Source organism: Kitasatospora sp. NPDC097691 (assembly GCF_040302665.1).
Taxonomy (GTDB): domain Bacteria; phylum Actinomycetota; class Actinomycetes; order Streptomycetales; family Streptomycetaceae; genus Kitasatospora.
Genome location: NZ_JBEORY010000009.1, coordinates 1 through 20,112, shown reverse-complemented (window position 1 = coordinate 20,112; position 20,112 = coordinate 1). Strand labels below are relative to the sequence as shown.

Below are 20,112 nucleotides of genomic sequence, written 5' to 3'. Positions count from 1 at the left end.
GCCTCAGGCCGCCGGCTGCGGCCGGCCCCCGATCGTCGCGCTCTGCCCCCGGAACTCGGCGATCACCCTTCCGTCCACCCGGCGCACCGTCACGTCGTAGATCCCGGTGCGCCCGGCCCGCGAACGCTCCACCGCCTCGGCGACCAGCTCGTCCCCGACGGCCGCCGGGGCCAGGAAGGCCACCTGCGCCGCCTGGGCGACGGTCACCGGGCCGTGGCTGTTGCAGGCGTACGAGAACGCCGCGTCGGCCAGCAGGAACAGGAAGCCGCCGTGCGCCGTGCCGTGCCCGTTGACCATCGTCGCGGCCACCGTCATCCGCATCACCGCCCGCCCGGCGGACACCTCCTCCAGGGCGATGCCCAGCGACCGGCTGGTCTCGTCCCGCTCGTACAGTGCGGCGATCACGGGGTCGAACACGGCGTCACGGTCCCTCCGTCGGCGATGTCCGGCCCAGCGTAGGGGACGGACGGACCGCCGCCCGGGGCGGTCACGCCAGGCAGCGGCCGATGACCAGCTCCGGGCGGATGCGGATCCGCACGGCGTCGGGGGCGGTCGCGCCGGCCCGGCGGACGTGGGCGTGGCCGAGGACGGTGACGAACCAGCCGGAGCCGTCCCGGCCGTCCACCTCGTCGGCCTCGAAGGCGATCACGGCGCCGTCGACCGCCCGGGTCAGTTCGGAGTCGGCGGGCGCGGAGACCAGCACACCGCCGGGCACCAGCCGGAAGGGCACCGGCAGGACGGCCGGGAGGGCGCCGATGGTGTAGACCACCCGGCCGACGGCGGCCCGGGCCAGCAGCTCCAACGCCCGGTTCCGGTCGAGTTCACGGAGCCCGGGCAGGTCGGGCCGGTCGTACGAGGAGAGCCGGGGGGCCGGGACGTGGTCGCGGTTCATACCAGTGATGCTCGCCCTGTCCCGGGCCCGGTCACGAGGGCCGATGGTCCCGGCGGAGCCCGCCGAGGGCCCCGTCCGCCGTTCCCCACCGGCCCGGGCCGTTCGCCGGGCCGGATTTCCGTCCCCCCTGCCCACCGCCCCCGGTCCGCCCCCGACCGTCAGCCCCGGCCGCCGCGCAGCAGGGACGACGGGGCGGCGGCCGCCTGGCGCAGCTCGGTGGCGATCAGCGCGGCCTGCACCCGCCGCTCCACGCCGAGCTTGGCGAGCAGCCGCGAGACGTGGTTCTTCACCGTCTTCTCGGCGAGGTAGAGCCGCTCGCCGATCTGCCGGTTGGTCAGGCCCTCGCCGATCAGCGCCAGCACCTCCTGCTCGCGCACGGTCAGCCCGGGGCCGGTGGTGACCGGCTGGGCGGGTTCGGCGTCGCTGCGCAGCCGGTTGAGCAGGCGGGTCGCCGCGCCGGGGTCGAGCATCGAGCGGCCGGAGGCGACGGTGCGGACGGCGGCGACCAGGTCGGTCCCGCTGATCTGCTTCAGCACGTACCCGGCGGCGCCCGCCATCACGGCGTCCAGCAGGGCCTCCTCGTCGTCGAAGGAGGTGAGCATCAGGCAGGCGAGGTCGGGCATCCGGGAGCGCAGCTCACGGCAGACCGAGACGCCGTCGCCGTCGCCCAGGCGGACGTCCAGGACGGCGACGTCGGGCCGCAGCGCGGGCACCCGGACGAGCGCCTGCTCGGCGGTCGCCGCCTCGCCGACCACCTCCAGGTCGGGCTCGCCGTCCAGCAGGTCGTGCACCCCGCGGCGCACCACCTCGTGGTCGTCCAGCAGGAACACCCGGACCGGTGCCGAGGCCTCGGCCCCCGCCGTCTTGGTCGCCATCACTCGGCTCCACCTTCGTCACCCCCGCACACTCCCAGCGGGGCCCAGGGCATCATCGCCCACCGCGCGGCCGTCCCCCAGGGCCGAACGGCCCCATTCGCGCCGCCCGACGTCGCGCTCAGCGGCCCTGCCGCCGGACGTTCCCCAGCCCGACCAGCAGGAACACCAGGGCGACGCCCGCGCCGCCGACCCCTGCCAGGACCACGCGCGGGCCGGCCCCGCCGCCGCCCGACAGCAGGATCGCCACCGCGCCCAGGGAGCCGACGGCGGCGCCGACCACCAGCCAGGCGGCGAGGCCGACGGCGAGCGGCCGGCCGGTGCGCGGGGCGGGGCCGGCGTCCAGTGCGGCCCACCGCGCCGCCGTCTCCCGTACCTCCCGCCGCCGGTCCCACCGCGCGCGCACCCGCAGCGCCGCGCCGCCGACCAGGCCGGCCAGCGCGATCTGCGCGGCGGGCCGCCAGTCCGGTACGACGAGCAGCAGTCCGCCCGCCAGCGCGAGCGCCGCCCACCACAGCACGCACGCCGCCGCGGCGGTGCGGGTGGAGCGGGGGCGGTCGGCGCCGGCCTGGAGGTCGGCGATGGCGGGCAGGTACCAGACACAGCCGCTCGCGGTGAGGGCAGCGGTGCCGATGGCGAGAACGGTGTGGTTCACGACCCGGCCTTCCTGGTCACGAAGGGGTGAGGGGGCGGAGCTGACGGGCCGTCCCCGCCCGCCCGGGGGCAGCGACGCGGGCGGGGACGGCGTTCGGGGGAGCGGCCTCAGCCGCCCGGGGTGGGCGCATCGGTGGGCGAATCGGTGCGCGATCCAGCGGCCGGGGCGGCGGCCGGGAGGGCCGACGCCACCCGGGCGCGGTCCGCCCGGCTCAGCGGCCGGTCGTACTTCGCCGGTTCCACGTCGCCCAGGTGCGTGGCGGGCTTGCCGCTGTTCTCCAGGACGTCCAGGGCAGCGATGTCCGGGTGGTGCAGGTCGAAGGCCGGGGATTCGGAGCGGATCCGCGGCAGCTTGACGAAGTTGTGCCGCGGCGGCGGGCAGGAGGTCGCCCACTCCAGCGAGCGGCCCCAGCCCCACGGGTCGTCCTCGGTGACCTTCTCGCCGTACTTGGCGGTCTTCCAGACGTTGTAGAGGAACGGCAGGATCGACAGGCCGAGCAGGAACGAGCCGATGGTGGAGAAGGTGTTGAGGGTGGTGAAGCCGTCGGACGCCAGGTAGTCGGCGTAGCGGCGGGGCATGCCCTCGGCGCCGAGCCAGTGCTGCACCAGGAACGTCGCGTGGAAGCCGACGGTCAGTGTCCAGAAGGTGATCCGGCCGAGCCGCTCGTCGAGCTTCTTGCCGGTCATCTTGGGCCACCAGAAGTGGAAGCCGGCGAACATCGCGTACACCACGGTGCCGAACAGCGTGTAGTGGAAGTGGGCGACGACGAAGTACGAGTCCGAGACGTGGAAGTCGATCGGCGGCGCCGCGAGCAGCACGCCGGTCAGGCCGCCGAACAGGAAGGTGACCAGGAAGCCGACCGTCCACAGCATCGGGGTCTCGAAGCTCAGCGAGCCCTTCCACATGGTGCCGACCCAGTTGAAGAACTTCACGCCCGTCGGCACCGCGATCAGGAAGGTCATGAAGGAGAAGAACGGCAGCAGCACCTGCCCGGTGACGTACATGTGGTGCGCCCACACCGTCACCGACAGGCCCGCGATGGCCACCGTGGCGGCGATCAGGCCGGCGTAGCCGAACATCGGCTTGCGGCTGAACACCGGGATGATCTCGGAGACGATGCCGAAGAACGGCAGCGCCAGGATGTACACCTCGGGATGGCCGAAGAACCAGAACAGGTGTTGCCAGAGCATCGCCCCGCCGTTGGCCGGGTCGAAGACGTGGGCGCCGAACTTGCGGTCGGCCTCCAGGGCCAGCAGCGCGGCGGCCAGCACGGGGAAGACCAGCAGCACCAGCACCGAGGTGAGCAGCACGTTCCAGCAGAAGATGGACATCCGGAACATGGTCAGTCCGGGGGCGCGCATGCAGATGATGGTGGTGATGAAGTTGACGGCGCCGAAGATGCTGCCGAAGCCGGAAAGCGTCACCCCCATGATCCACATGTCGGAGCCGACGCCGGGCGAGTGGACCGCGTCGGACAGCGGCGCGTAGAGGAACCAGCCGAAGTCGGCGGCGCCCTGCGGGGTGGCGAAGCCGGCGGCGGCGATCAGCGAGCCGAACATGAACAGCCAGTAGGACAGCATGTTCAGGCGCGGGAAGGCGACGTCCGGCGCGCCGATCTGCAGCGGCATGATCCAGTTCGCGAAGCCGGTGAACAGCGGCATCGCGAACAGCAGCAGCATCACCGAGCCGTGCATGGTGAAGGCCTGGTTGAACTGCTCGTTGGAGAGGATCTGCGTCCCCGGCCGGGCGAGTTCGGCGCGCATGACCAGGGCGAGGATGCCACCGATCAGGAAGAACGCGAACGACGACACCAGGTACATGGTGCCGATCGTCTTGTGGTCGGTGGTGGTCAGCAGCCTGACCAGGGCCGAACCGGGCCGCCTGGCCCGAACCGCCGTGGCCGGTACGGCCGTCGGCGGTCGTGTGGGGTCGCCCTGTGCCTGGGTGGCGCTCAAGGACCCGCTCCTTAGGAACGTCGTGCGAATGATTGGCGCTCCATGATCCGAACAGGCCGGGCCCCCGCCCCAGGGCCCTTGGGCCCGCCCGTCCGGGGCCGCTGGGCCCGAGTTCCCGGGCCCCGGCCGGGACCTCCCGACCGGCGGACCGGGACCTCCTGACCACCCCCTCCTGCTCGGGCCGCGCTCGCCCGGCCACGGAGGCCCGGTCGAGAACCACCGGAACGCCGCGTTCCCCGCCCTCCCGGGCGGGGGTCCGGCAGACGACCGCGCGCCGCCCCCGCGCCGGGTGCCGGCCGCGCCGCCCAGCCCGTCCGACCTGCCGGAACGTCATCCGCACACCGGTGCGAATCCAGCCGCCGATCCCACCCCCGGACGCCCGGGTTGTGAGGGCCGCGTGCGTGAACCCGCCCGATTCCGTGCCCTTCAGTGCCGATCGACCGTCAAGTAGCCTGCGCCCACCGACGACCGCGGTCGAACGTCCCGCACTCCCGCCGCACCGCGTCCCACGCACGTCAGCACCGCCCCGTACACGTCAGCACCGCAAGCACCGCCCCGGAACCGCCGCAGAACCGCCCTCGCCCCGGAGGTACGCCGATGCCCCTGGCCCAGCCCGCCGCCCCCACGCTGCTGCGCTTCTCCGTCCTCGGCCCGCTCACCGGCGCGGCCGACGGCCGCCCGCTGGCCCTCGGCCCGCTGAAGCAGCGGCTGGTGCTGGCCGTCCTGCTGAGCCGCGCCAACACCGCCGTCCCGGTCGACCTGCTCACCGACGCGGTCTGGCCCGAGGAGCCGCCGCGCACCGCCCGCAAGAACCTCCAGGTCTACATCTGCACCCTGCGCACCCTGTTCGGCCGCGAGTACGGGCCGGACCGGCTGGTCCACTCGGCCGGCGGCTACCTGCTGCGGGCGGCCGAACCCGAGCTGGACCTCCTGCAGTTCCGGGCCCTCGCCCGGGCCGGCCGGGCCGCCGCCGACGGCGGTGCGCTCGCCCCGGCCGCCCGGCTGCTGCGGCAGGCCCTCGACCTGTGGCAGGGCCCGCCGCTCGCCGACCTGCGCTCCTCCCCCGCCGTCGCGGCCGAGGCCCAGCGGCTGGAGACCCGCTGCCTGGGTGTCCACGAGGACTGGGCGGAGACGGAGTTGGAGCTCGGCAACGCCACCGCCGTCGCCGAGGAACTGGCCGAGCCCGCCGAGCGCCACCCGCTGCGCGAACGACTCCAGGCGGCCCGGATGAACGCCCTGCACCTGTGCGGCCGGCAGGCCGAGGCGCTCGCCGTCTACGACACCCACCGCCAGCTGCTCGCCCGCGAGTTGGGCCTGGAGCCGAGCCCCGCCCTGACCGCCCGCTACCGCGAGCTGCTCGCCCGCGGCCGCTCCGGGCCCGCCGCGTCCCGCCCGGAGCGCGGCGCGGCCCCGCACGGCGTCCTGCTCCCCGCCGACACCGCCGACTTCACCGGCAGGAGCGCCGAACTGCGCGAGCTGGTGGACGAGTCGGGTGCGGGCGGCGGCCGGGTCACCGTGCTCTCCGGCCCGGCCGGCATGGGCAAGACCGCGCTCGCCGTACACGCCGGCCACCTGCTCGCCGACCGCTTCCCGGACGGCCGGCTGCTCGTCCGGCTGCGCACCGTCGACGGCGCCCCGCGCCCACTGCCCGAGGTGCTGGCCGAACTCGCCGCCCTCACCGGCCGACCGGGCGCCACCCAGGCCGGCCCCGCCCCGGCCGACCCCGGCCAGGCCGCCGCCCTGTGGCGGGCCTCCCTCGCCGGGCGCCGGATGCTGCTGGTGCTGGACGACGCCCCGGACGAGTCGGTGGTGCGGGAGCTGCTGCCGGGCCACGGCCCGAGCGCCGTGCTGGTCACCTCGCGCAGTCAGCTGGCCGGCCTGGCCTCGGTGCACCGGATCACCGTCCCGCCGCTTGCCCCCGCCGAGGCCCTGGAACTGCTCGGCCGCATCGTGGGCACCGGCCGGATCGGCACCGACCGCGCGGCCGCCGCCCGGATCGTCGACGCCTGCGGGCTGCTGCCGCTCGCCGTCCGGGTGGCCGGCACCCGGCTCGCCGTGCTGCGCCACCTCCCGCTCGCCGAGTACGCGGCCCGGCTGGAGGACCCGGCGGGCGCCCTGGACGAGCTGGTCGCCGGGGACGTCACCGTCCGGGCCCGCCTCGACTCCGGCTGGCGGGACCTCACCGACCAGGGCCGCCTCGCCCTCGCCCGGCTCGCCGCCCTGCCGCTGTCCCTGCTCTTCACCCTCCCCGAGGCCGCCGCCGCCCTCGGCCGCCCCGAACGCCTGGCCCTGCGCACCCTGGAGGCGCTGACCGACACCGGGGCCGTCACCTCCCCCACCGGCGAGGTCACCGCCCACGCCGCCCTCTACGCGCTCCCCCGGCTGACCCACCTGCACGCCCGCGAGCGCGCGGCGGACCCCCTCACCGCCGCCTCCTGACGCCGCGTCGGGGCCCCGCGGCCGCCGCGGGGGCCCTCACCCCAGGGTCAGCAGGTCCAGCACGTCCCCGCGCTCCTCCTCCAGCCCCCACAGCCCCAGCAGCACGCCCGCCGCCCCCGTGTGCAGGTCCGCCGAGAACCGTCGCAGCCGCATCCCGGGGACGAGCAGCCCCTCGGGCCGCGCCACCAGGTGCCACTGCAGCCGCGCCACCTGCCCGGCCGCGGCCTCCGGCGCCCCGCCCAGCCGGTCCAGTGCCAGCGTCAGCCCGACCCGCCCTCGGAACAGCCCCGGCTCCCGGATGAACCCGGGCGCGCAGACCTTCCGCACGTCCGCCAGGAACGCCTCCCCGCCGGGCAGTTCGGCCGTCTCCTGGTACTCCCGCAGCACCAGGGCGATCCCGCTGCTCCCGCGGTCCAGGTACGCCAGCCGCCGTCCGGCCTCCAGCACCTGCCGCGAGCCGTCCGGCACCCGGACGCACTGCGCCGTCGCCCGCTCCAGCGCCAGCCGCGCCGAGTCCAGCAGCCACGGCTCGCCGGTCCGGCGGTACAGCCGCAGCTGCAGCAGCGCGATGCCCGCCAGGCCGTACAGCAGCCCGGCCGCCGCGGGCGCGTCGAGGCCGTCCACCGGCTCGCCGCGGACCACCGCCGCCAGCTCGCAGGCGTCGGCCAGCGCGTCCGCCTCCGCCCGCCGGCCGCCCAGCGCGTCCGCCAGCCGCAGCCGGGCGAGCGCGGCGCCGGCCCGCCCGCCGAACAGACCGACCTGACGCGCCGGACGGGCCGTGCGGGCCCCGGCCAGCAGTTCCTCCGCCGCCTCCGGCCGCCCCAGCCGGGCCAGCACCACGGCGACGCCGAGCGGGCCGTCGTACAGCCCGCCCGTGCCCGGCCGGGCTCCACGCCGGCGCACCGCCGCGACCAGCCAGTCCGTGTACTCCTGCGGCCGGTCGGCGCCGGTCCGGTGCAGTGCGTACAGCACCCCGGCCGCGCCGTGCGCGACGCCCGTGCCGCCGTCGGCGAACCCGGCCACGTCGCCGGGGAAGAGCCGGTCCGGCCGGTCCGGGGTGGCGCCCGCGTGGATGCCCGCGACCAGCTCGTTCCGCGCCCGGGCCCAGGAGGGGCCGGCGAGCAGTTCCCGGCCCCGCCGCTCGCTCACCGAGTCCGTCCGCGCCGTCAACACGCCTGGGCGCACCGGCCCCTCCTCCGGCCCGAGTCCGAACCACTGCCGTGCCCGCCGCTCCAGCGCCGCGAGCTTGCCCGGGTCGCGGTCGGCCAGCTCCGGCACCGGCATCAGCAGCATCAGCCAGGTCGCCCACAGCATGAACCGGTCCGCCTCGGCGCCGTCCAGGCCCGGCGGGACCCGCAACCCGGCCGCGCCGGCCGTCGGCACCCGCCGGTCGTCCAGGTCCGCCGCGTACTCGAAGTCCACCAGCACCACCGAGCCGTCCGGCCGGAGCACCACGTTGGCCGGGTGCAGGTCCCCGAACCGCACGCCCCGCTCGTGCAGCGCGCCGAGCGCCTTCTCCAGCCCGGTCACCACCCCGGCGACCCACCGCGCGTACTCGGCACGCTGCTCCGCCGTGCAGTCCTGGTGCACCAGCGGGTAGCGCCGGATCGCCTCGGCGAACAGCTGGACGCCCTCGATGTGCTCCTGCACCAGGAAGGTGTGCTCCCACACCGTGCGCACCTCGTGCAGCCGGGGCACGCAGTCAAGCCCGGCCAGCCGCTCCAGCGCCCACTGCTCGCGCCGCAGCCGGGTGGCGGCGTCCGCCCCGGCGGCGTCCAGCCCGGCGTACGGGCGGGCCTCGCGCAGCACCACCCGCTCCCCGGTGTCCGGGCGCTCGGCCAGGTAGATCCCGCCGGCGCCGGAGAACTGCAGCACCTCGGTGATCCGGTACGGCAGGTGGCCCGCGGCGGCCTCCCGCGCGGCCAGGTGCGGGCGCAGCGCCGCGGGCGGCTCGACCCACGCCGGCAGCCGGAACACCGGCTCGCGCGAGTCCGGGACGAGCGTTCCGGACGGGTCGCGCAGCGCGGGCACCGGCCGGCCGGACTCGTCCTCGCACCACAGCTCGACGAACGCGCCGTAGCGCGCGTACACCGGGGCGGTGCCGATCCGCAGGTCGGTCAGCACGTACGGCCCGGGGCGCCCGTCCAGTGCGGCCGCCAACTCCTCGGCCAGCCCGACGAACTGCTCCTCGGAGGCCGGGTACACGGTGACGAACTTGCCGCTGCTCCCGCGGCCGGTGAACTTGCCGTTCACCACCCGCAGCGCCGCCGCGCTGCGCTGGAACTTGAACGCCACCCGGCGCGCCGTGCAGATCCGCGCGACGACGGCCAGCGTCTGCTCGGCGCCGTCCTCCACCGCCGACACGTGCAGCTTCCAGCCCTGCTCCGGCAGCCGGACGCCGTCGGGCCGCAGGACCGTCCACAGGCCCCGCTGCTCGCGCCGCCAGCCGTCGGGCGGCTCGCCGAGGCCCGGCGCGTAGCGGCTCGCCCGGTCGCGCAGCCGCCCGGGGGTGTCGTAGTACAGCGGGTCGGCGAGGCAGTACAGCTGGGTCTCGTGGGCGCCGGCCATGGCGCGCCTCCTCTTCCGGTCACTCTCCTCCGGTCGGTCCGGGGCGAGCGGGGCGGGGTGGGTCAGACGGCGGGGACCGGCACCGGTCCGCGCCGCACCGGCGGTGCCCAGGTGACCACGGCCGCGCAGAGCGCGATGGCGAGCGCCAGCAGCCCGAAGGTCCGGGTGCCGCCGACGGAGCCGAGCAGGGTGCCGCCCACCAGCGGGCCGAACGGCTGGATCAGGGTGGACAGGAAGCCGGCGGCGCTCTGCACCCGGCCGATCCGGTCCGGCGGCGCGGCCAGCAGCATGCCGGAGACGAAGCCGATGCTGGCGATGGTGGACAGGCACATGCAGGCGGCGCAGAGCAGCCCGATCACCACCGGCGCCCTGGTCACCGTCAGCACCCCGGCCGTCAGCGCGGACGCCCAGCAGGCGAGCGCCACCAGGCTGCCGTCGCGCGCCCGGGCGCCCAGTCGCGGCGCGAGCAGCGCACCGGCCAGGGCGCCGGCCGCGGTGCAGGAGACGACCGTGCCGCCGCCGACCCCGGAGTGCCCGCCGTCGGAGGCGACGGCCAGGGTGGCGAACATCAGCGCGCTGAAGGCGAAGTTCATCCCGAGTCCGAAGATCAGCAGCAGGGTCCGCAGGTAGGGCTGGTGCCAGATGAAGGCCAGCCCGGCGGTCAACTCCTGTTTGCTGAAGACCGATCCGCTCTTCTCGGCGGGCGTCGAGCGGGTCCGCATCAGGGCCACGCAGACCGTCGACAGCAGCAGTCCGACGCCCTCGGCGAGGAACGGCAGCACCGGGTGCCAGGCGAACAGCGCGCCGCCGCCGAGCGGGCCGACCAGCCGGGCGGCGGCGCCGCGCGCCTGCATCCGGGAGGAGGCCTCCCGGGCCTGCTCGCGCGGCACCACCGCGCGCAGCAGGGCGCCGGCGGCGGGCCCGTAGACGCTGGAGATCAGCGCCCCGGCGGCGGCGACCAGCAGGACCAGCGGCAGCGGGGCGTGCCCGCGCAGCACGGCGACGACCAGGGCGCTGACCGCCAGCAGGCTGCCGACGTCGCAGATCCGCATCAGCCGGCGGCGCTCGATCCGGTCGGCGAGCACGCCGCCGGGCAGCATGGTGAGCAGCAGCGCGCCGACCGACACGGTGCCGATGGCGCCCGCCCGGGCGGCCGATCCGGTCTCCCGCAGGACCAGCAACGGCAGGGCGATCGAGGCGAGTTGGGAGCCGAGCGAGGCCAGCAGGCCGCCGACCCAGAGCAGCCGGAAGTCCCGGTTGCGGGCGAGCGGGGTGGGCTCCATGGCCGTCCTCCGTGGTGGGGTGGTGGCATCGGGCCGGGGCGGCCCCGTCTCGACGGGACCGCCCCGGAAGCCTTGCGCTGCGGCCGGCGGCCGGGGACGGTGGTGCGCCCTTCCCCGTGTTCGGCCTGATGACCGGTCCGGCGGCCGGCCTGACGACCGGCCTGCCCACCGGCCTGGTGGCAGCCGGTGTCAGGCGGAGGTCTCGGCGCCGGCGACGTAGCTGATCAGGCTGAAGCAGTTGCCGTCCGAGGCCTCGGAGAGCACCTTCATCGACTGCAGGTCCAGGATGTTGGCGGCGTGCGCCTCGACCTCCGGGGTCTCCTCGCCGTTCTCGCCGACGTTCTGGTCCATGTTCTGGTCCATGTTCTCAGCCATGGTCGAACTCCCTTCCACAGGTGGGCTGTTGCGGTGGTGACGGCGGTTTCCCGACTGACTGCCACCCGCCGTGCCGACCATGGTGGGCGGGGCCGGCTGCGCCCGGTTTTGATGGCGGTTGGTTGCCGGTATGGCCGCAGGTCGGGGCGCCGCCGACACCGCCGGCCGTGGCCCGCCGGGCGCCGTACGGCACGCCGGTACCCGGCCCCACCTGCGGCCATACCGGTCGCCAGGCGCTCCCGAACCGGGCCCGAAGCCGCCCCCGCGACCCTGACCCCGAACGCCCGAACGCCCACGCACGCGGCACCGGCATCGGCATCGCCCGAGCACCCGCATCGCCCGCGCCCCGTACGCCCCGCACAGCGGAGGACGACCGAAGGACGGCCCCATGCCCTGCCCACTCTGCGCCCAACTCGTCGCCACGAACGACCAGTTCTGCCCCTCCTGCGGCACGCCGCGGGCCGCCGCCCTCGACCTGGTCGCCGAGGAGCGCAAGCTGGTCACGGTGGTGTTCTGCGACCTGGTCGACTCCACCGCCCTGTCCGGCGCGCTCGACCCGGAGACGCTGCGCGAGGTGATCCTGCGCTACTTCGAGCGGATGCACCGACAGATCGAGGCGCACGGCGGCACCCTGGAGAAGTTCATCGGGGACGCCGTGATGGCCGTCTTCGGCGTCCCGGTGATCCGCGAGGACGACGCCCACCGGGCGCTGGCCGCCGCACTCGCCATGCTGGAGGACCTGGAGGACCTCAACACCGAGCTGGACGCCACCCTCGGGGTCCGCCTGGACGTCCGGATCGGCGTCAACACCGGCCAGGTGGTGGCGGGTTCGGACGCCTCGGCGCGCCAGGCACTGATCTCCGGCGAGACCGTGAACATCGCCGCCCGGCTGCAGACCCGGGCCGCCCCCGGCCAGGTGCTGATCGGCCCGCAGACGCTGCGGGCGGCCGGCCCGGCCGCCCAGGTGGACGAGGTCGGCCCGCTGCAGCTCAAGGGCAAGGCCGAGCCGGTCACCGCCTACCGGCTGGTCGGCCTGGACGAGGACGACCCGGAGCTGCTGCGCCGCTTCGACGTCCCGCTGGTCGGCCGGGAGCGCGAACTGGACGCGCTGGACGCCGCGTTGGCCCGGGTGGCGGGCGGCTCGGGCGCCGAGCTGCTGCTGGTGGCCGGCGAGGCCGGGATCGGCAAGACCCGGCTGGTGCGCGAGTGGCGCGAACGGGTGGGCCGGCGCACCGCGCGCTGCGGCACCGCCCGCTGCCGCAGCTTCGGCGAGCAGGGTGTGCTGGCGCCGCTCGCGGAGGCCGTCCGCACCCTGCTGGACGAGCCCGAGGGCGCCGCCCCGGCCGAGGCGCTGGCCCGGCTGGACGAGGCGACCGCGCCGGGCGTCGGCGCCGGGCGGTCGCTGGAGCTGCTGGCCGCGATCCTGCGCGGGCGCACCGTGGAGCGCCCCGCCGTCCTGGTCCTGGACGACTGCCAGTGGGCCGGCCCGGCCCTGCTGGACGCCGCCGAGCGGCTGACCGAGGAGCTCGGCACGGCCCCCGTGCTGCTGCTCTGCCTGGCCCGCCCCGAGCTCCCGGCCGCCCGCCCGGAGCTGCCGAGGCTGCCGGTCGGCGGCCTGTCCTGGGACGAATCCGCCCTGCTGGCGGCCCAGTTGACGGAGCTGAGCGCCCACCAGGACACGGTGCCGTCCCGGCTGCTGGAGCGCGCCGAGGGCAACCCGCTGCACCTGGAGGAGCTGCTGGCCGCCCTCACCGAGGCCGACGGCCCCGCGCTGGCCGACGAACTCCCGCCCACCGGAAGGGCGTTGCTCAGCGCCCAGATCGACGGGCTGGAGCGCGACGAGCGCGCCACGCTGGACCTCGCCGCCGTGCTCGGCCGCGCCTTCACCGCCGCCGAGCTGGCCGAACTCGCCCACGGCGGCACCGATCAGGACGCCTTCGCGGACCCGGAGGACGACGTCTTCACCGGCCCGATCGACGGCCTGCCGGCCGGCCCGCCCGCCGACGGCGACGACACCCCGCCGCGGCTGCACGCCGCGCTGGCCCGGCTGGCCGAGCGCCGCCTGGTCGAACCGGCCGGCCCCGGCTACCGGTTCAGCAGCGGCCTGGTCCAGGAGTCGGTCTACCAGTCGATGTCCAAGCGGGCCCGCGCCGAGCGCCACGAGCGCGCCTCCGACCTGCCCGCCGTCCGCTCCGCCGGGGACGGCGCCGTCGGCGGCCACCTGGAGCGCGCCCACCGCTACCGGCTGGAACTCGGCCTGCTGGACGCCCGCACCGACACCCTGCGCACCCGCGCGGCCGCCGCCCTCGGCGCCGCCGGGGCCGCCGCCCTGGCCCGCGCCGACCTCCCCGCCGCCGTCGACCTGCTGGAGCGCGCCGTCCGGCTGCACTACCCCAACGAGCGCGCCGCCGGCCCCGTCCTGCGCCGCCTCGGCGAGGCCCGGCTCGCCGTCGGGCGTGCCGACGAGGCCCTGCCCGTCCTCGCCCAGGTGCGCGACGCGGCCGCCGACCCGCTGGACGCCGCGCACGCCCGGCTCGCCCTGGCCGCCCGCGGTCTGCCGCCCGGCCAGGACCAGCCCGCCGCCACCGCCCGCGCCGTCCTGCCGCTGTTCACCGACTCCGGGGACGACCTCGGCCAGGCCCGCGCCCGGCTGCGGCTGGCCGAGGAGCGCCTGCTGGCGGGCCGGCACACCGAGGCCGATCAGCTGCTGGAGCAGGCGCTCGACCAGGTCTCCCGCACCGACGCCGAGTTGGACCGGGCCGCCGTGCTGGCCGCGCTGGCCGCCTCGCTGCTGGCCGGGCCCGAGCCCGTACCGAACGCCACCTTCCGGCTGCGGGCCCTGCTCGCCGAGCACGGCACCGGCCGCCGGACCGTCCGGGTCGCGCTGAACGGCCCGCTGGCCGTCCTGCTGGCCCTGCGGGACCGCCCCGAGGAGGCCGAGCTGCTGCTCGCCGAGGCCAACGGACTGGCCGGGGAACTGTCCCTGGCGGAGGCGATGGTCGCACTGCCGGCCCTGACCGCCCAGGCCGCCGCCGCCACCGGCCAGTCCGGCCAGGCGCTGGACCTGCTGGCCGACGCCGCCGAGATCGCGCGCCACCAGGGCGCCGCCGCCCCGCTGCCGCGGCTCGCCCTGACCACCGCCCGGGTCCTGCTGGACACCGACCGCCCCGCCCAGGCCGCCCGGCACCTGGACGGCGCGGACGCCGTCGCCGCGCTGCCGCCGGTGCTCGCCGTCGAGCTGGACGCGCTGCGCGGCCGGCTCGCCGCCGCCCGGGGCGAGGTCCTGCCGGCACTGGACCTCACCTCTGCCGCCCTGGACGCGGCCGAGGCCACCGAGTCGCTGCTGCTCCAGGCGCTCACCGCGCTCGACCGCGCGCACGCCCTGCTGCTGCTCGACCGCCCCGCCGAGGCCGCCGTGGCCGCCGCCCTCGCCCGGGACCACTTCGCCGCCAAGGGCCACCTGCCCGGCGTCCGGCGGGCCGAGCGGCTCGGGGGCACCCGGTGAGCGGCCCGGCCGGCCTCACCTGGAGCCTGCGCGACCGCGGCCCCGCCGACCTCCCGGTCCTGGCCGACCGCCCCGCCGACGGCGACGACGGCAGCGCCGGCACCGGCAAGGGCGTGCGGGTCTGCGTGGTCGACTCCGGGGTCGAGCCGGACCACCCGCTGGTCGGCCCGCTGCAGGGCTCCTGGGCCGTGGTCAAGGACCCGGTCACCCGGGAGCTGACCGTCCGCCCCGACACCGCCGGCGACACCTGCGGCCACGGCACCGCCTGCGCCGGGATCATCCGCCGCACCGCCCCGGACTGCGAGCTCTACAGCGTCCGGGTGCTCGGCGAGCGCTTCACCGGCACCGGCGACATGCTGATCGAAGGCCTGCGCTGGGCCGTCGGGCAGGGCTTCGACGTCGTCAACCTCAGCCTCTCCACCACCCGGACCCGCTTCCTGGAGGACCTGCACGCGATCGCCGACGACGCCTTCTTCGCCCGCACCGCGATCGTCGCCTCCGCCCACAACACCCCGGTGGAGAGCTTCCCGTGGCGGTTCTCCTCGGTCATCTCGGTGGGCAGCCACCAGGAGGACGACCCGGACCTGCACCTGTACAACCCGGCGCCGCCGGTCGAGTTCTTCGCCCCCGGCCAGAACGTCCGGGTGCCCTGGCTCGGCGGCGCCACCATCCGCACCACCGGAAACAGCTTCGCCACCCCGTACGTGGCCGGGCTCTGCGCCCGCATCCTGTCCCGGCGGCCGAGGCTGACCACCTTCCAGCTGAAGAGCGCGCTCTACCTCACCGCGGCCAACGTCCAGGTCCCGACCACCCCCACCCCGGAGGCGCCCGATGACCCTCAGCACTGACCCCGCCGTCGATCCGCTGGCCCGCGAGCTGCTGCAGTCCGTGGTGGACGTCGCCCGGGCGATCTTCGGCGCCCAGGCCGGCTCGGTCTGCCTGCTCGACGAGACGGCCGGGGAGCTGGTGTTCCAGGCGGTCTCCGGGCGCGGCGAGGAGTCCCTGGTCGGCCGCCGCTTCCCGGCCGGCCAGGGCATCGCCGGCTGGGTCGCCGCCTCGGGCGAGCCGATGGTGGTCGACGACCTGGGCGCGAACCGCACCTTCGACCGGGACTTCGCCGAGTCCACCGCGTACGTCCCGAACGCCCTGATGGCCGCGCCGCTCACCCACGGCAGCCGGGTCCTCGGCGTCCTGGAGGTCCTGGACCCGGCCCCGAAGGCCCGCGCGAGCCTGCCCGAGCTTGACCTGCTGGCCATGTTCGCCCGCCAGGCCGCGGCCGCCCTGCGGGTGATCGCCGACCGCGCCCCGGCCCCGGAGCCGGCCCCGGACCGCGCCGCCGCCCTCGGCCTCCTCGCCGACCTGGAGGAACTGCTGCGCCGTCAGCCCTGAGCCGACGCCAGACGGGCGATCTGCCCGCGTTCCAGCGCCGCGTACACCGTGCCGTCCGGGGCGACGGCGATGCCGTGCGGTTCGGCGCCCTCGCCCGGGACGGGGTGCCCGTCGAGCCGCCCGTCCGGGGTGAGCACCCCGATCCGGCCGGCGCCCCACTCGGTGAACCAGAGCCGGCCGTCCGGCCCCGCCGCGACGGCGTGCGGCTTGGCGGCCGGGTCGGCCAGCGGGTATTCCGTCACCTCGCCGGCCGGGGTGATCCGCCCGACCAGCCCGCCGCCGATGCCGACGTACCAGAGCGCGCCGTCCGGCCCGGCGGTGATCCCGACCGGCGCGGTGCCGCCGGTGGGCAGCCGGTGGACGGTCACCTCGCCGCCCACGGTGATCCGGGCGACGGCGTCCGCCTGGTTGAGCGTGCACCACAGGGCGCCGTCCGGCCCGGCCGTGATCAGCGACGGGAACGCCCCCGCGACCGGCAGCGGATGCTCCGTCACCTCGCCGTCCACGGTGATCCGCCCGATCCGGTTCGCGGTCATCTCGGTGAACCACAGGGCGCCGTCCGGGCCGGCGGCGATCCCGTACGGCCCGGGGTCCCCGCCCGGCAGCGCGAAGGAGCGCGCCGTCCCGTCCGCGTCGATCCGCCCGATCCGGTGGTCCCGCATCCGGCTGAACCACATCGCCCCGTCGGGGCCGGCCGCGATCACGGCGGGCCCGCACTCCGGCGCGCCGAGCCCGTACCGCTGGACCGTGCCGTCCGCCGCCAGCCGTCCGATCTCCCCGGCGTGCACCAGCGTGAACCACACCCCGCCGTCGGCTCCCACGGCGACTCCGTACGGCCCGGCACCCCGGTCGGCCACCTCGATCAGTTCCATCCGCACCCCTCCGGCACTATCGCGACTCCCGTCGCATTAGTGATGTTGCCATGCCCCGCCCGCCCACGACAAGCCGATTACGCACCCTGCTCCGGGAGCCCGCGCAGCACCGAGACCACGCCCGCCACCGCCGCGCAGACCGGGACGGCGAGCAGGGCGCCGATGATGCCCGCGATCCCCGAGCCCGCCACCACGGCGACCATGATGGTGGCCGGGTGCAGCTCGACCGTCCGGCTCTGGATGACCGGCTGCAGCACGTTGCCCTCGATCATCTGGACGGCGAGGACCACGCCGAGCGCCCAGAGCGCCGTGCCGAGGCCGCCGTCGGCGAGGGCCACCAGGACCGCCACCGTGCCGGACAGGAAGGCACCGACGAAGGGGATGTACGCGCCCATGAACACCAGCGCGCCGAGGCCGGCCGCACCGGGCACGCCGAGCGCGAGCAGACCGATGGTGATGAAGGTCGCGTCGATCAGTGCGATCAGGGTGGTGCCGCGCATGAAGCCCGCCATCGCGTCGAAGGCCCGTTCGGCGCAGGCGATGACGGTCTCGGCGCCGCGCCCGGGCAGGTAGGAGCGGATGGCGTCGCCGGTGCGGTGGCCGTCGCGGAGGAAGAAGAAGACCAGGGCGAGCGACAGCACCGCACCGGTGATCAGCTGGGTGAGCAGGCCGAGTCCGGACAGGACGCTGTTCGTCAGGGTCGACACCAGCGAGTTGGTCTCGCCCTTGGCATTGCTCAGGGCGTGCTGGATCTTGTGCCCGAGCGGGCCGAGCCACTGCTCCAGCCGCCGCCCGGCCGCGGGCAGCGCCTCGGCGATCTGCGGGGCGCTGTGCACCAGGGAGTTGACCAGCAGCGCGATCACCCCGCCGCCCGCCACGACCAGGACGATGCAGGTCAGCCCGGCGGCCAGGCCCCGCCCGACGCCCCGCCGCACCAGCCAGGGCACCACCGGGTAGAGCAGCGAGGCGCCGAGCAGCGCCACCACGAAGGGCACGGTCGCGGCCCGCAGCTCGACCAGCGCGAAGACCACCAGCGAGGCGACGGCGATCAGCAGGATCACCGCGGCCGACCAGGCCGCCGCCTGCCGCAGTGCGGGCGGCAGCATCAGGTACGGCCTGCGCCGGTCGGGCCGCCGCTGGTCGCCGGGCGCGCGCTCCACGGTCACGGGCCACCTCCGCCGGGGTCGTCGACGAGTCCGAACCGACCCAGCTCAGCAGAGAATCCGACGCTCCGCCCGTCGTGCGCCCCCCGCCCCGGCTACTCCACCGCCTCGATCCGGACCGTCCCGCGCCCTTCGCCGCCGCCCGCGAAGTCCAGCACCCGCTGCGCCTCCGCCTCCGCCGCCTGCCGGTCGGCCCGCCGCAGGGCCACGAACGGCCGCACGACGACCTCCTGCTCGCCCGTCAGCCGCCAGGACCCGGCCACCAGCCCGTCCACCAGCAGCGTCCCGAGCACGATCCCGTTCTGCGTCATCACCCGCCCCCGGTACTCCTCGGGCAGCACCCGGGTGCGGTCCGCGTGCGACAGCAGCAGGTTGTCGAACGGCGCAACCAGCCGCACCGGCGCCGGGGTGTCCTCGTCCGGCCGGGGGGCGTTCGGCAGGTCGTACAGCAGCCGGCCCTGCTCGTCCCGGAAGGTCAGCAGCCGCGGCGCCAGCCGGGTCAACACCGGGGCGAGCCCGGAGCGGCCGGACCACTTCTTCACGTCGGCCGCGGTGGCCGGGCCGAAGGCGGCGAGGTAGCGCAGGACCAGGTCGTCGAGGGAGGGCGCCGGGTCGAGCGGGCGGCCCAGCCAGGCCTCGGCGGTGGTGTGCGCGGCCGGGCCGCCGTGCCCCCACAGGCCGCGCGGCGGTACCTGCACCAGCGGCAGCAGGCAGCGGGCGGCCTGGGCGAGCGCCGCCGGGTCGCGGTCCGGGCGGGCCTCGGCGAGCAGCGCGCCCAGCTGCTGGAAGGTGCGCGGCTGCTCCTCGACCAGCTCCCGGGCCTCGGCGGCGAGCGCGTCCGGGTCGAGCCCGTCGAGCCGTTTGCCGTAGGTGGTGCGCAGCTGCTGGTCCAGGAGGGGTTGGAGCAGCGGGCGCAGCGTCAGGCAGTCCTCGGCGGTGACCAGGTGGATGGTGCCGCGCTGGAGGGCGATCCGGACCGCCGCCCGCTGCTCGATCAGCGTGCTGAGCCGCTCGGGCGTGAAGCCGTCGAGTCGGGCGAGCAGTCCGAGGTAGGGCGGTTGGGGCGCGGCCTGGGCCTGGAGGCCGCCGAGGTGGTGGACCATCGCGGCGGCTTCCAGGTCGGTGCGGGCGAGCAGGTGCTGACGGGCCAGCAGGGCGCGGCCCAGCGCCCGCCGCCCCAGCACCGGCTGCGACTGCGACTGCGACTGCGACTGCGACTGCGTCACCGGCGGCCGTCCAGCACGGCGCGCAGCACGTCGATCCGGTTGGTGGTGATGGAGGCGACCCCGGTGTCCCGCAGGCGGCGCATGGTGCGGCGCCGGTCGGCGGTCCAGGTGGAGACGGCGAGCCCGGCGTCCGCGGCGGCGGCGGTGAACGCGGGGGTGACCAGGCCGAAGGGCGGGTTGAGGTAGCGCGGGCGCAGGTCGTCCAGCAGGGTGCGGACGGGCATCCGCGGCTGCTTCCAGGTGAGCGCGATCTCGGCGTCCGGGGTCTGTTCGCGCACGGCGAGCATGGCGGTGACGGGGCCGCAGAAGGCGACCAGCCGTTCGGCGCCGAGTCCGGTGACCACGGACCAGGTGGCGGCGGCCGGGCCGGGCTCGTCCAGGTCGATGAGGAGCCGGCGGCCGTCGAAGCCGGTCACCGTCTTGATCGCCTCGGCGAGCGTGGGGACGGCGAGCGGGCCTTGGCGCAGCTCGTCCAGCTGCTCGGTGGTGACCCGGTCGATCGACCGCGGGTCGCCCCAGAGCCGTTCCAGGGTGCGGTCGTGCAGCAGGACGGGCACCCGGTCGCGGGTGAGCTGGACGTCCACCTCGACGGCGTCGGCGCCGGCGGCCAGCGCGGACTCGACGGAGGGCAGGGTGTTCTCGCGGTGCCGGTACGGATCGCCGCGGTGGGCGACGGCCAGCACGCGCGGGTGGCGGTCGGTGCCCGCGCTCCGGGTGGTCGGCAGGTGTGGTGGCATCCGGGCCTCTCGTTGCGGTTGCGGGACTCGTCGGTGCGGCGTCAGCGCCGCTCGATCATCACGTTGGTGGACTTGATGACCGCCGTGGCGGGGGCGCCGGGGACCAGGTTCAGCTCCTCGGCCGACTCCCGGCTGATCAGCGACACCACCCGGAACGGTCCGGCCTGGATCTCCACCTGGG

17 protein-coding genes are annotated in these 20,112 nt (G+C 76.2%); 4 read left to right on the top strand and 13 right to left on the bottom strand.

The features are described from left to right. Positions 1–3: 3 nt before the first annotated feature. The 5 genes from paaI to ctaD form a co-directional block, all read right to left on the bottom strand. Positions 4–417 carry a hydroxyphenylacetyl-CoA thioesterase PaaI gene (gene paaI, locus ABTY56_RS09040; RefSeq protein ID WP_350627739.1) on the bottom strand — a complete coding sequence of 138 codons (414 nt, stop codon included), beginning with the start codon at positions 415–417 and terminating at the stop codon, positions 4–6. A 70-nt stretch (positions 418–487) separates the two neighbouring features. After that, positions 488–892, bottom strand: a complete 405-nt coding sequence (locus tag ABTY56_RS09035; protein ID WP_350627738.1) for a pyridoxamine 5'-phosphate oxidase family protein — start codon at positions 890–892, stop codon at positions 488–490. Positions 893–1,050: 158 nt separating this feature from the next. Beyond that, the gene (locus ABTY56_RS09030) at positions 1,051–1,767 is read right to left on the bottom strand and encodes a response regulator (protein ID WP_350627737.1); all 717 of its coding nucleotides are present in this window, start codon (positions 1,765–1,767) and stop codon (positions 1,051–1,053) included. Between the two features lie 118 nt (positions 1,768–1,885). Continuing rightward, positions 1,886–2,419, bottom strand: a complete 534-nt coding sequence (locus ABTY56_RS09025) for a hypothetical protein (RefSeq protein WP_350627735.1) — start codon at positions 2,417–2,419, stop codon at positions 1,886–1,888. Positions 2,420–2,526: 107 nt separating this feature from the next. Beyond that, positions 2,527–4,374, bottom strand: a complete 1,848-nt coding sequence (gene ctaD / locus ABTY56_RS09020) for an aa3-type cytochrome oxidase subunit I (RefSeq protein ID WP_502893060.1) — start codon at positions 4,372–4,374, stop codon at positions 2,527–2,529. A gap of 597 nt (positions 4,375–4,971) precedes the next feature. Between ctaD and ABTY56_RS09015 the strand changes: the two genes are divergently transcribed. Next, positions 4,972–6,813, top strand: a complete 1,842-nt coding sequence (locus ABTY56_RS09015) for an AfsR/SARP family transcriptional regulator (protein ID WP_350627734.1) — start codon at positions 4,972–4,974, stop codon at positions 6,811–6,813. A 36-nt stretch (positions 6,814–6,849) separates the two neighbouring features. Here ABTY56_RS09015 and lanKC read toward each other — a convergent pair whose 3' ends face one another. The 3 genes from lanKC to ABTY56_RS09000 form a co-directional block, all read right to left on the bottom strand. Beyond that, entirely contained in the window at positions 6,850–9,381 is a 2,532-nt protein-coding gene (gene lanKC / locus ABTY56_RS09010) for a class III lanthionine synthetase LanKC (protein ID WP_350627732.1), read from the bottom strand. Positions 9,382–9,443: 62 nt separating this feature from the next. Further along, positions 9,444–10,664, bottom strand: coding sequence for an MFS transporter (locus ABTY56_RS09005; protein ID WP_350627730.1), 1,221 nt, complete (start codon positions 10,662–10,664; stop codon positions 9,444–9,446). A gap of 189 nt (positions 10,665–10,853) precedes the next feature. Continuing rightward, entirely contained in the window at positions 10,854–11,039 is a 186-nt protein-coding gene (locus ABTY56_RS09000; protein WP_350627728.1) for a hypothetical protein, read from the bottom strand. Between the two features lie 388 nt (positions 11,040–11,427). Between ABTY56_RS09000 and ABTY56_RS08995 the strand changes: the two genes are divergently transcribed. The 3 genes from ABTY56_RS08995 to ABTY56_RS08985 are packed head-to-tail and all read left to right on the top strand — an operon-like array spanning position 11,428 to position 15,933. Then, positions 11,428–14,544 (top strand): adenylate/guanylate cyclase domain-containing protein, encoded by a 3,117-nt coding sequence (locus ABTY56_RS08995; RefSeq protein ID WP_350627726.1) that lies wholly within the window; start codon positions 11,428–11,430, stop codon positions 14,542–14,544. Then, a complete protein-coding gene (locus tag ABTY56_RS08990) occupies positions 14,541–15,392 on the top strand; it encodes a S8 family peptidase (protein ID WP_350627725.1) in 852 nt (283 codons plus the stop codon). The genes ABTY56_RS08995 and ABTY56_RS08990 overlap by 4 nt, the downstream gene beginning before the upstream one ends. Beyond that, complete coding sequence (locus ABTY56_RS08985) at positions 15,376–15,933, top strand: GAF domain-containing protein (RefSeq protein WP_350627724.1); 558 nt, start codon at positions 15,376–15,378, stop codon at positions 15,931–15,933. Before ABTY56_RS08990 ends, ABTY56_RS08985 begins: the two co-directional genes overlap by 17 nt. Here ABTY56_RS08985 and ABTY56_RS08980 read toward each other — a convergent pair. From ABTY56_RS08980 to ABTY56_RS08960, 5 genes are all read right to left on the bottom strand, one after another. Beyond that, a complete protein-coding gene (locus ABTY56_RS08980; RefSeq protein WP_350627723.1) occupies positions 15,924–16,805 on the bottom strand; it encodes a Vgb family protein in 882 nt (293 codons plus the stop codon). The genes ABTY56_RS08985 and ABTY56_RS08980 overlap by 10 nt on opposite strands. Positions 16,806–16,882: 77 nt before the next feature. Next, complete coding sequence (locus tag ABTY56_RS08975) at positions 16,883–17,971, bottom strand: AI-2E family transporter (protein ID WP_350627721.1); 1,089 nt, start codon at positions 17,969–17,971, stop codon at positions 16,883–16,885. 92 nt (positions 17,972–18,063) lie between these two features. Next, entirely contained in the window at positions 18,064–19,194 is a 1,131-nt protein-coding gene (locus ABTY56_RS08970) for a winged helix DNA-binding domain-containing protein (protein WP_350627720.1), read from the bottom strand. Further along, positions 19,191–19,931: a glycerophosphodiester phosphodiesterase gene (locus ABTY56_RS08965; RefSeq protein WP_350627718.1), complete on the bottom strand. Its 741-nt coding sequence runs from the start codon at positions 19,929–19,931 to the stop codon at positions 19,191–19,193. Before ABTY56_RS08965 ends, ABTY56_RS08970 begins: the two co-directional genes overlap by 4 nt. Before the next feature lie 41 nt (positions 19,932–19,972). Continuing rightward, a partial coding sequence (locus ABTY56_RS08960; protein WP_350627924.1) for a TOBE domain-containing protein occupies positions 19,973–20,112 on the bottom strand: 140 nt, incomplete at its 5' end.

Coding starts and splice junctions, on each gene's coding strand:
- ABTY56_RS09035 (WP_350627738.1), bottom strand. CDS start 892: ATGAACCGCGACCACGTCCCGGCCCCCCGGCTCTCCTCGTACGACCGG.
- ABTY56_RS09030 (WP_350627737.1), bottom strand. CDS start 1,767: ATGGCGACCAAGACGGCGGGGGCCGAGGCCTCGGCACCGGTCCGGGTG.
- ABTY56_RS09015 (WP_350627734.1), top strand. CDS start 4,972: ATGCCCCTGGCCCAGCCCGCCGCCCCCACGCTGCTGCGCTTCTCCGTC.
- lanKC (WP_350627732.1), bottom strand. CDS start 9,381: ATGGCCGGCGCCCACGAGACCCAGCTGTACTGCCTCGCCGACCCGCTG.
- ABTY56_RS09005 (WP_350627730.1), bottom strand. CDS start 10,664: ATGGAGCCCACCCCGCTCGCCCGCAACCGGGACTTCCGGCTGCTCTGG.
- ABTY56_RS09000 (WP_350627728.1), bottom strand. CDS start 11,039: ATGGCTGAGAACATGGACCAGAACATGGACCAGAACGTCGGCGAGAAC.
- ABTY56_RS08995 (WP_350627726.1), top strand. CDS start 11,428: ATGCCCTGCCCACTCTGCGCCCAACTCGTCGCCACGAACGACCAGTTC.
- ABTY56_RS08985 (WP_350627724.1), top strand. CDS start 15,376: ATGACCCTCAGCACTGACCCCGCCGTCGATCCGCTGGCCCGCGAGCTG.
- ABTY56_RS08980 (WP_350627723.1), bottom strand. CDS start 16,805: ATGGAACTGATCGAGGTGGCCGACCGGGGTGCCGGGCCGTACGGAGTC.
- ABTY56_RS08965 (WP_350627718.1), bottom strand. CDS start 19,931: ATGCCACCACACCTGCCGACCACCCGGAGCGCGGGCACCGACCGCCAC.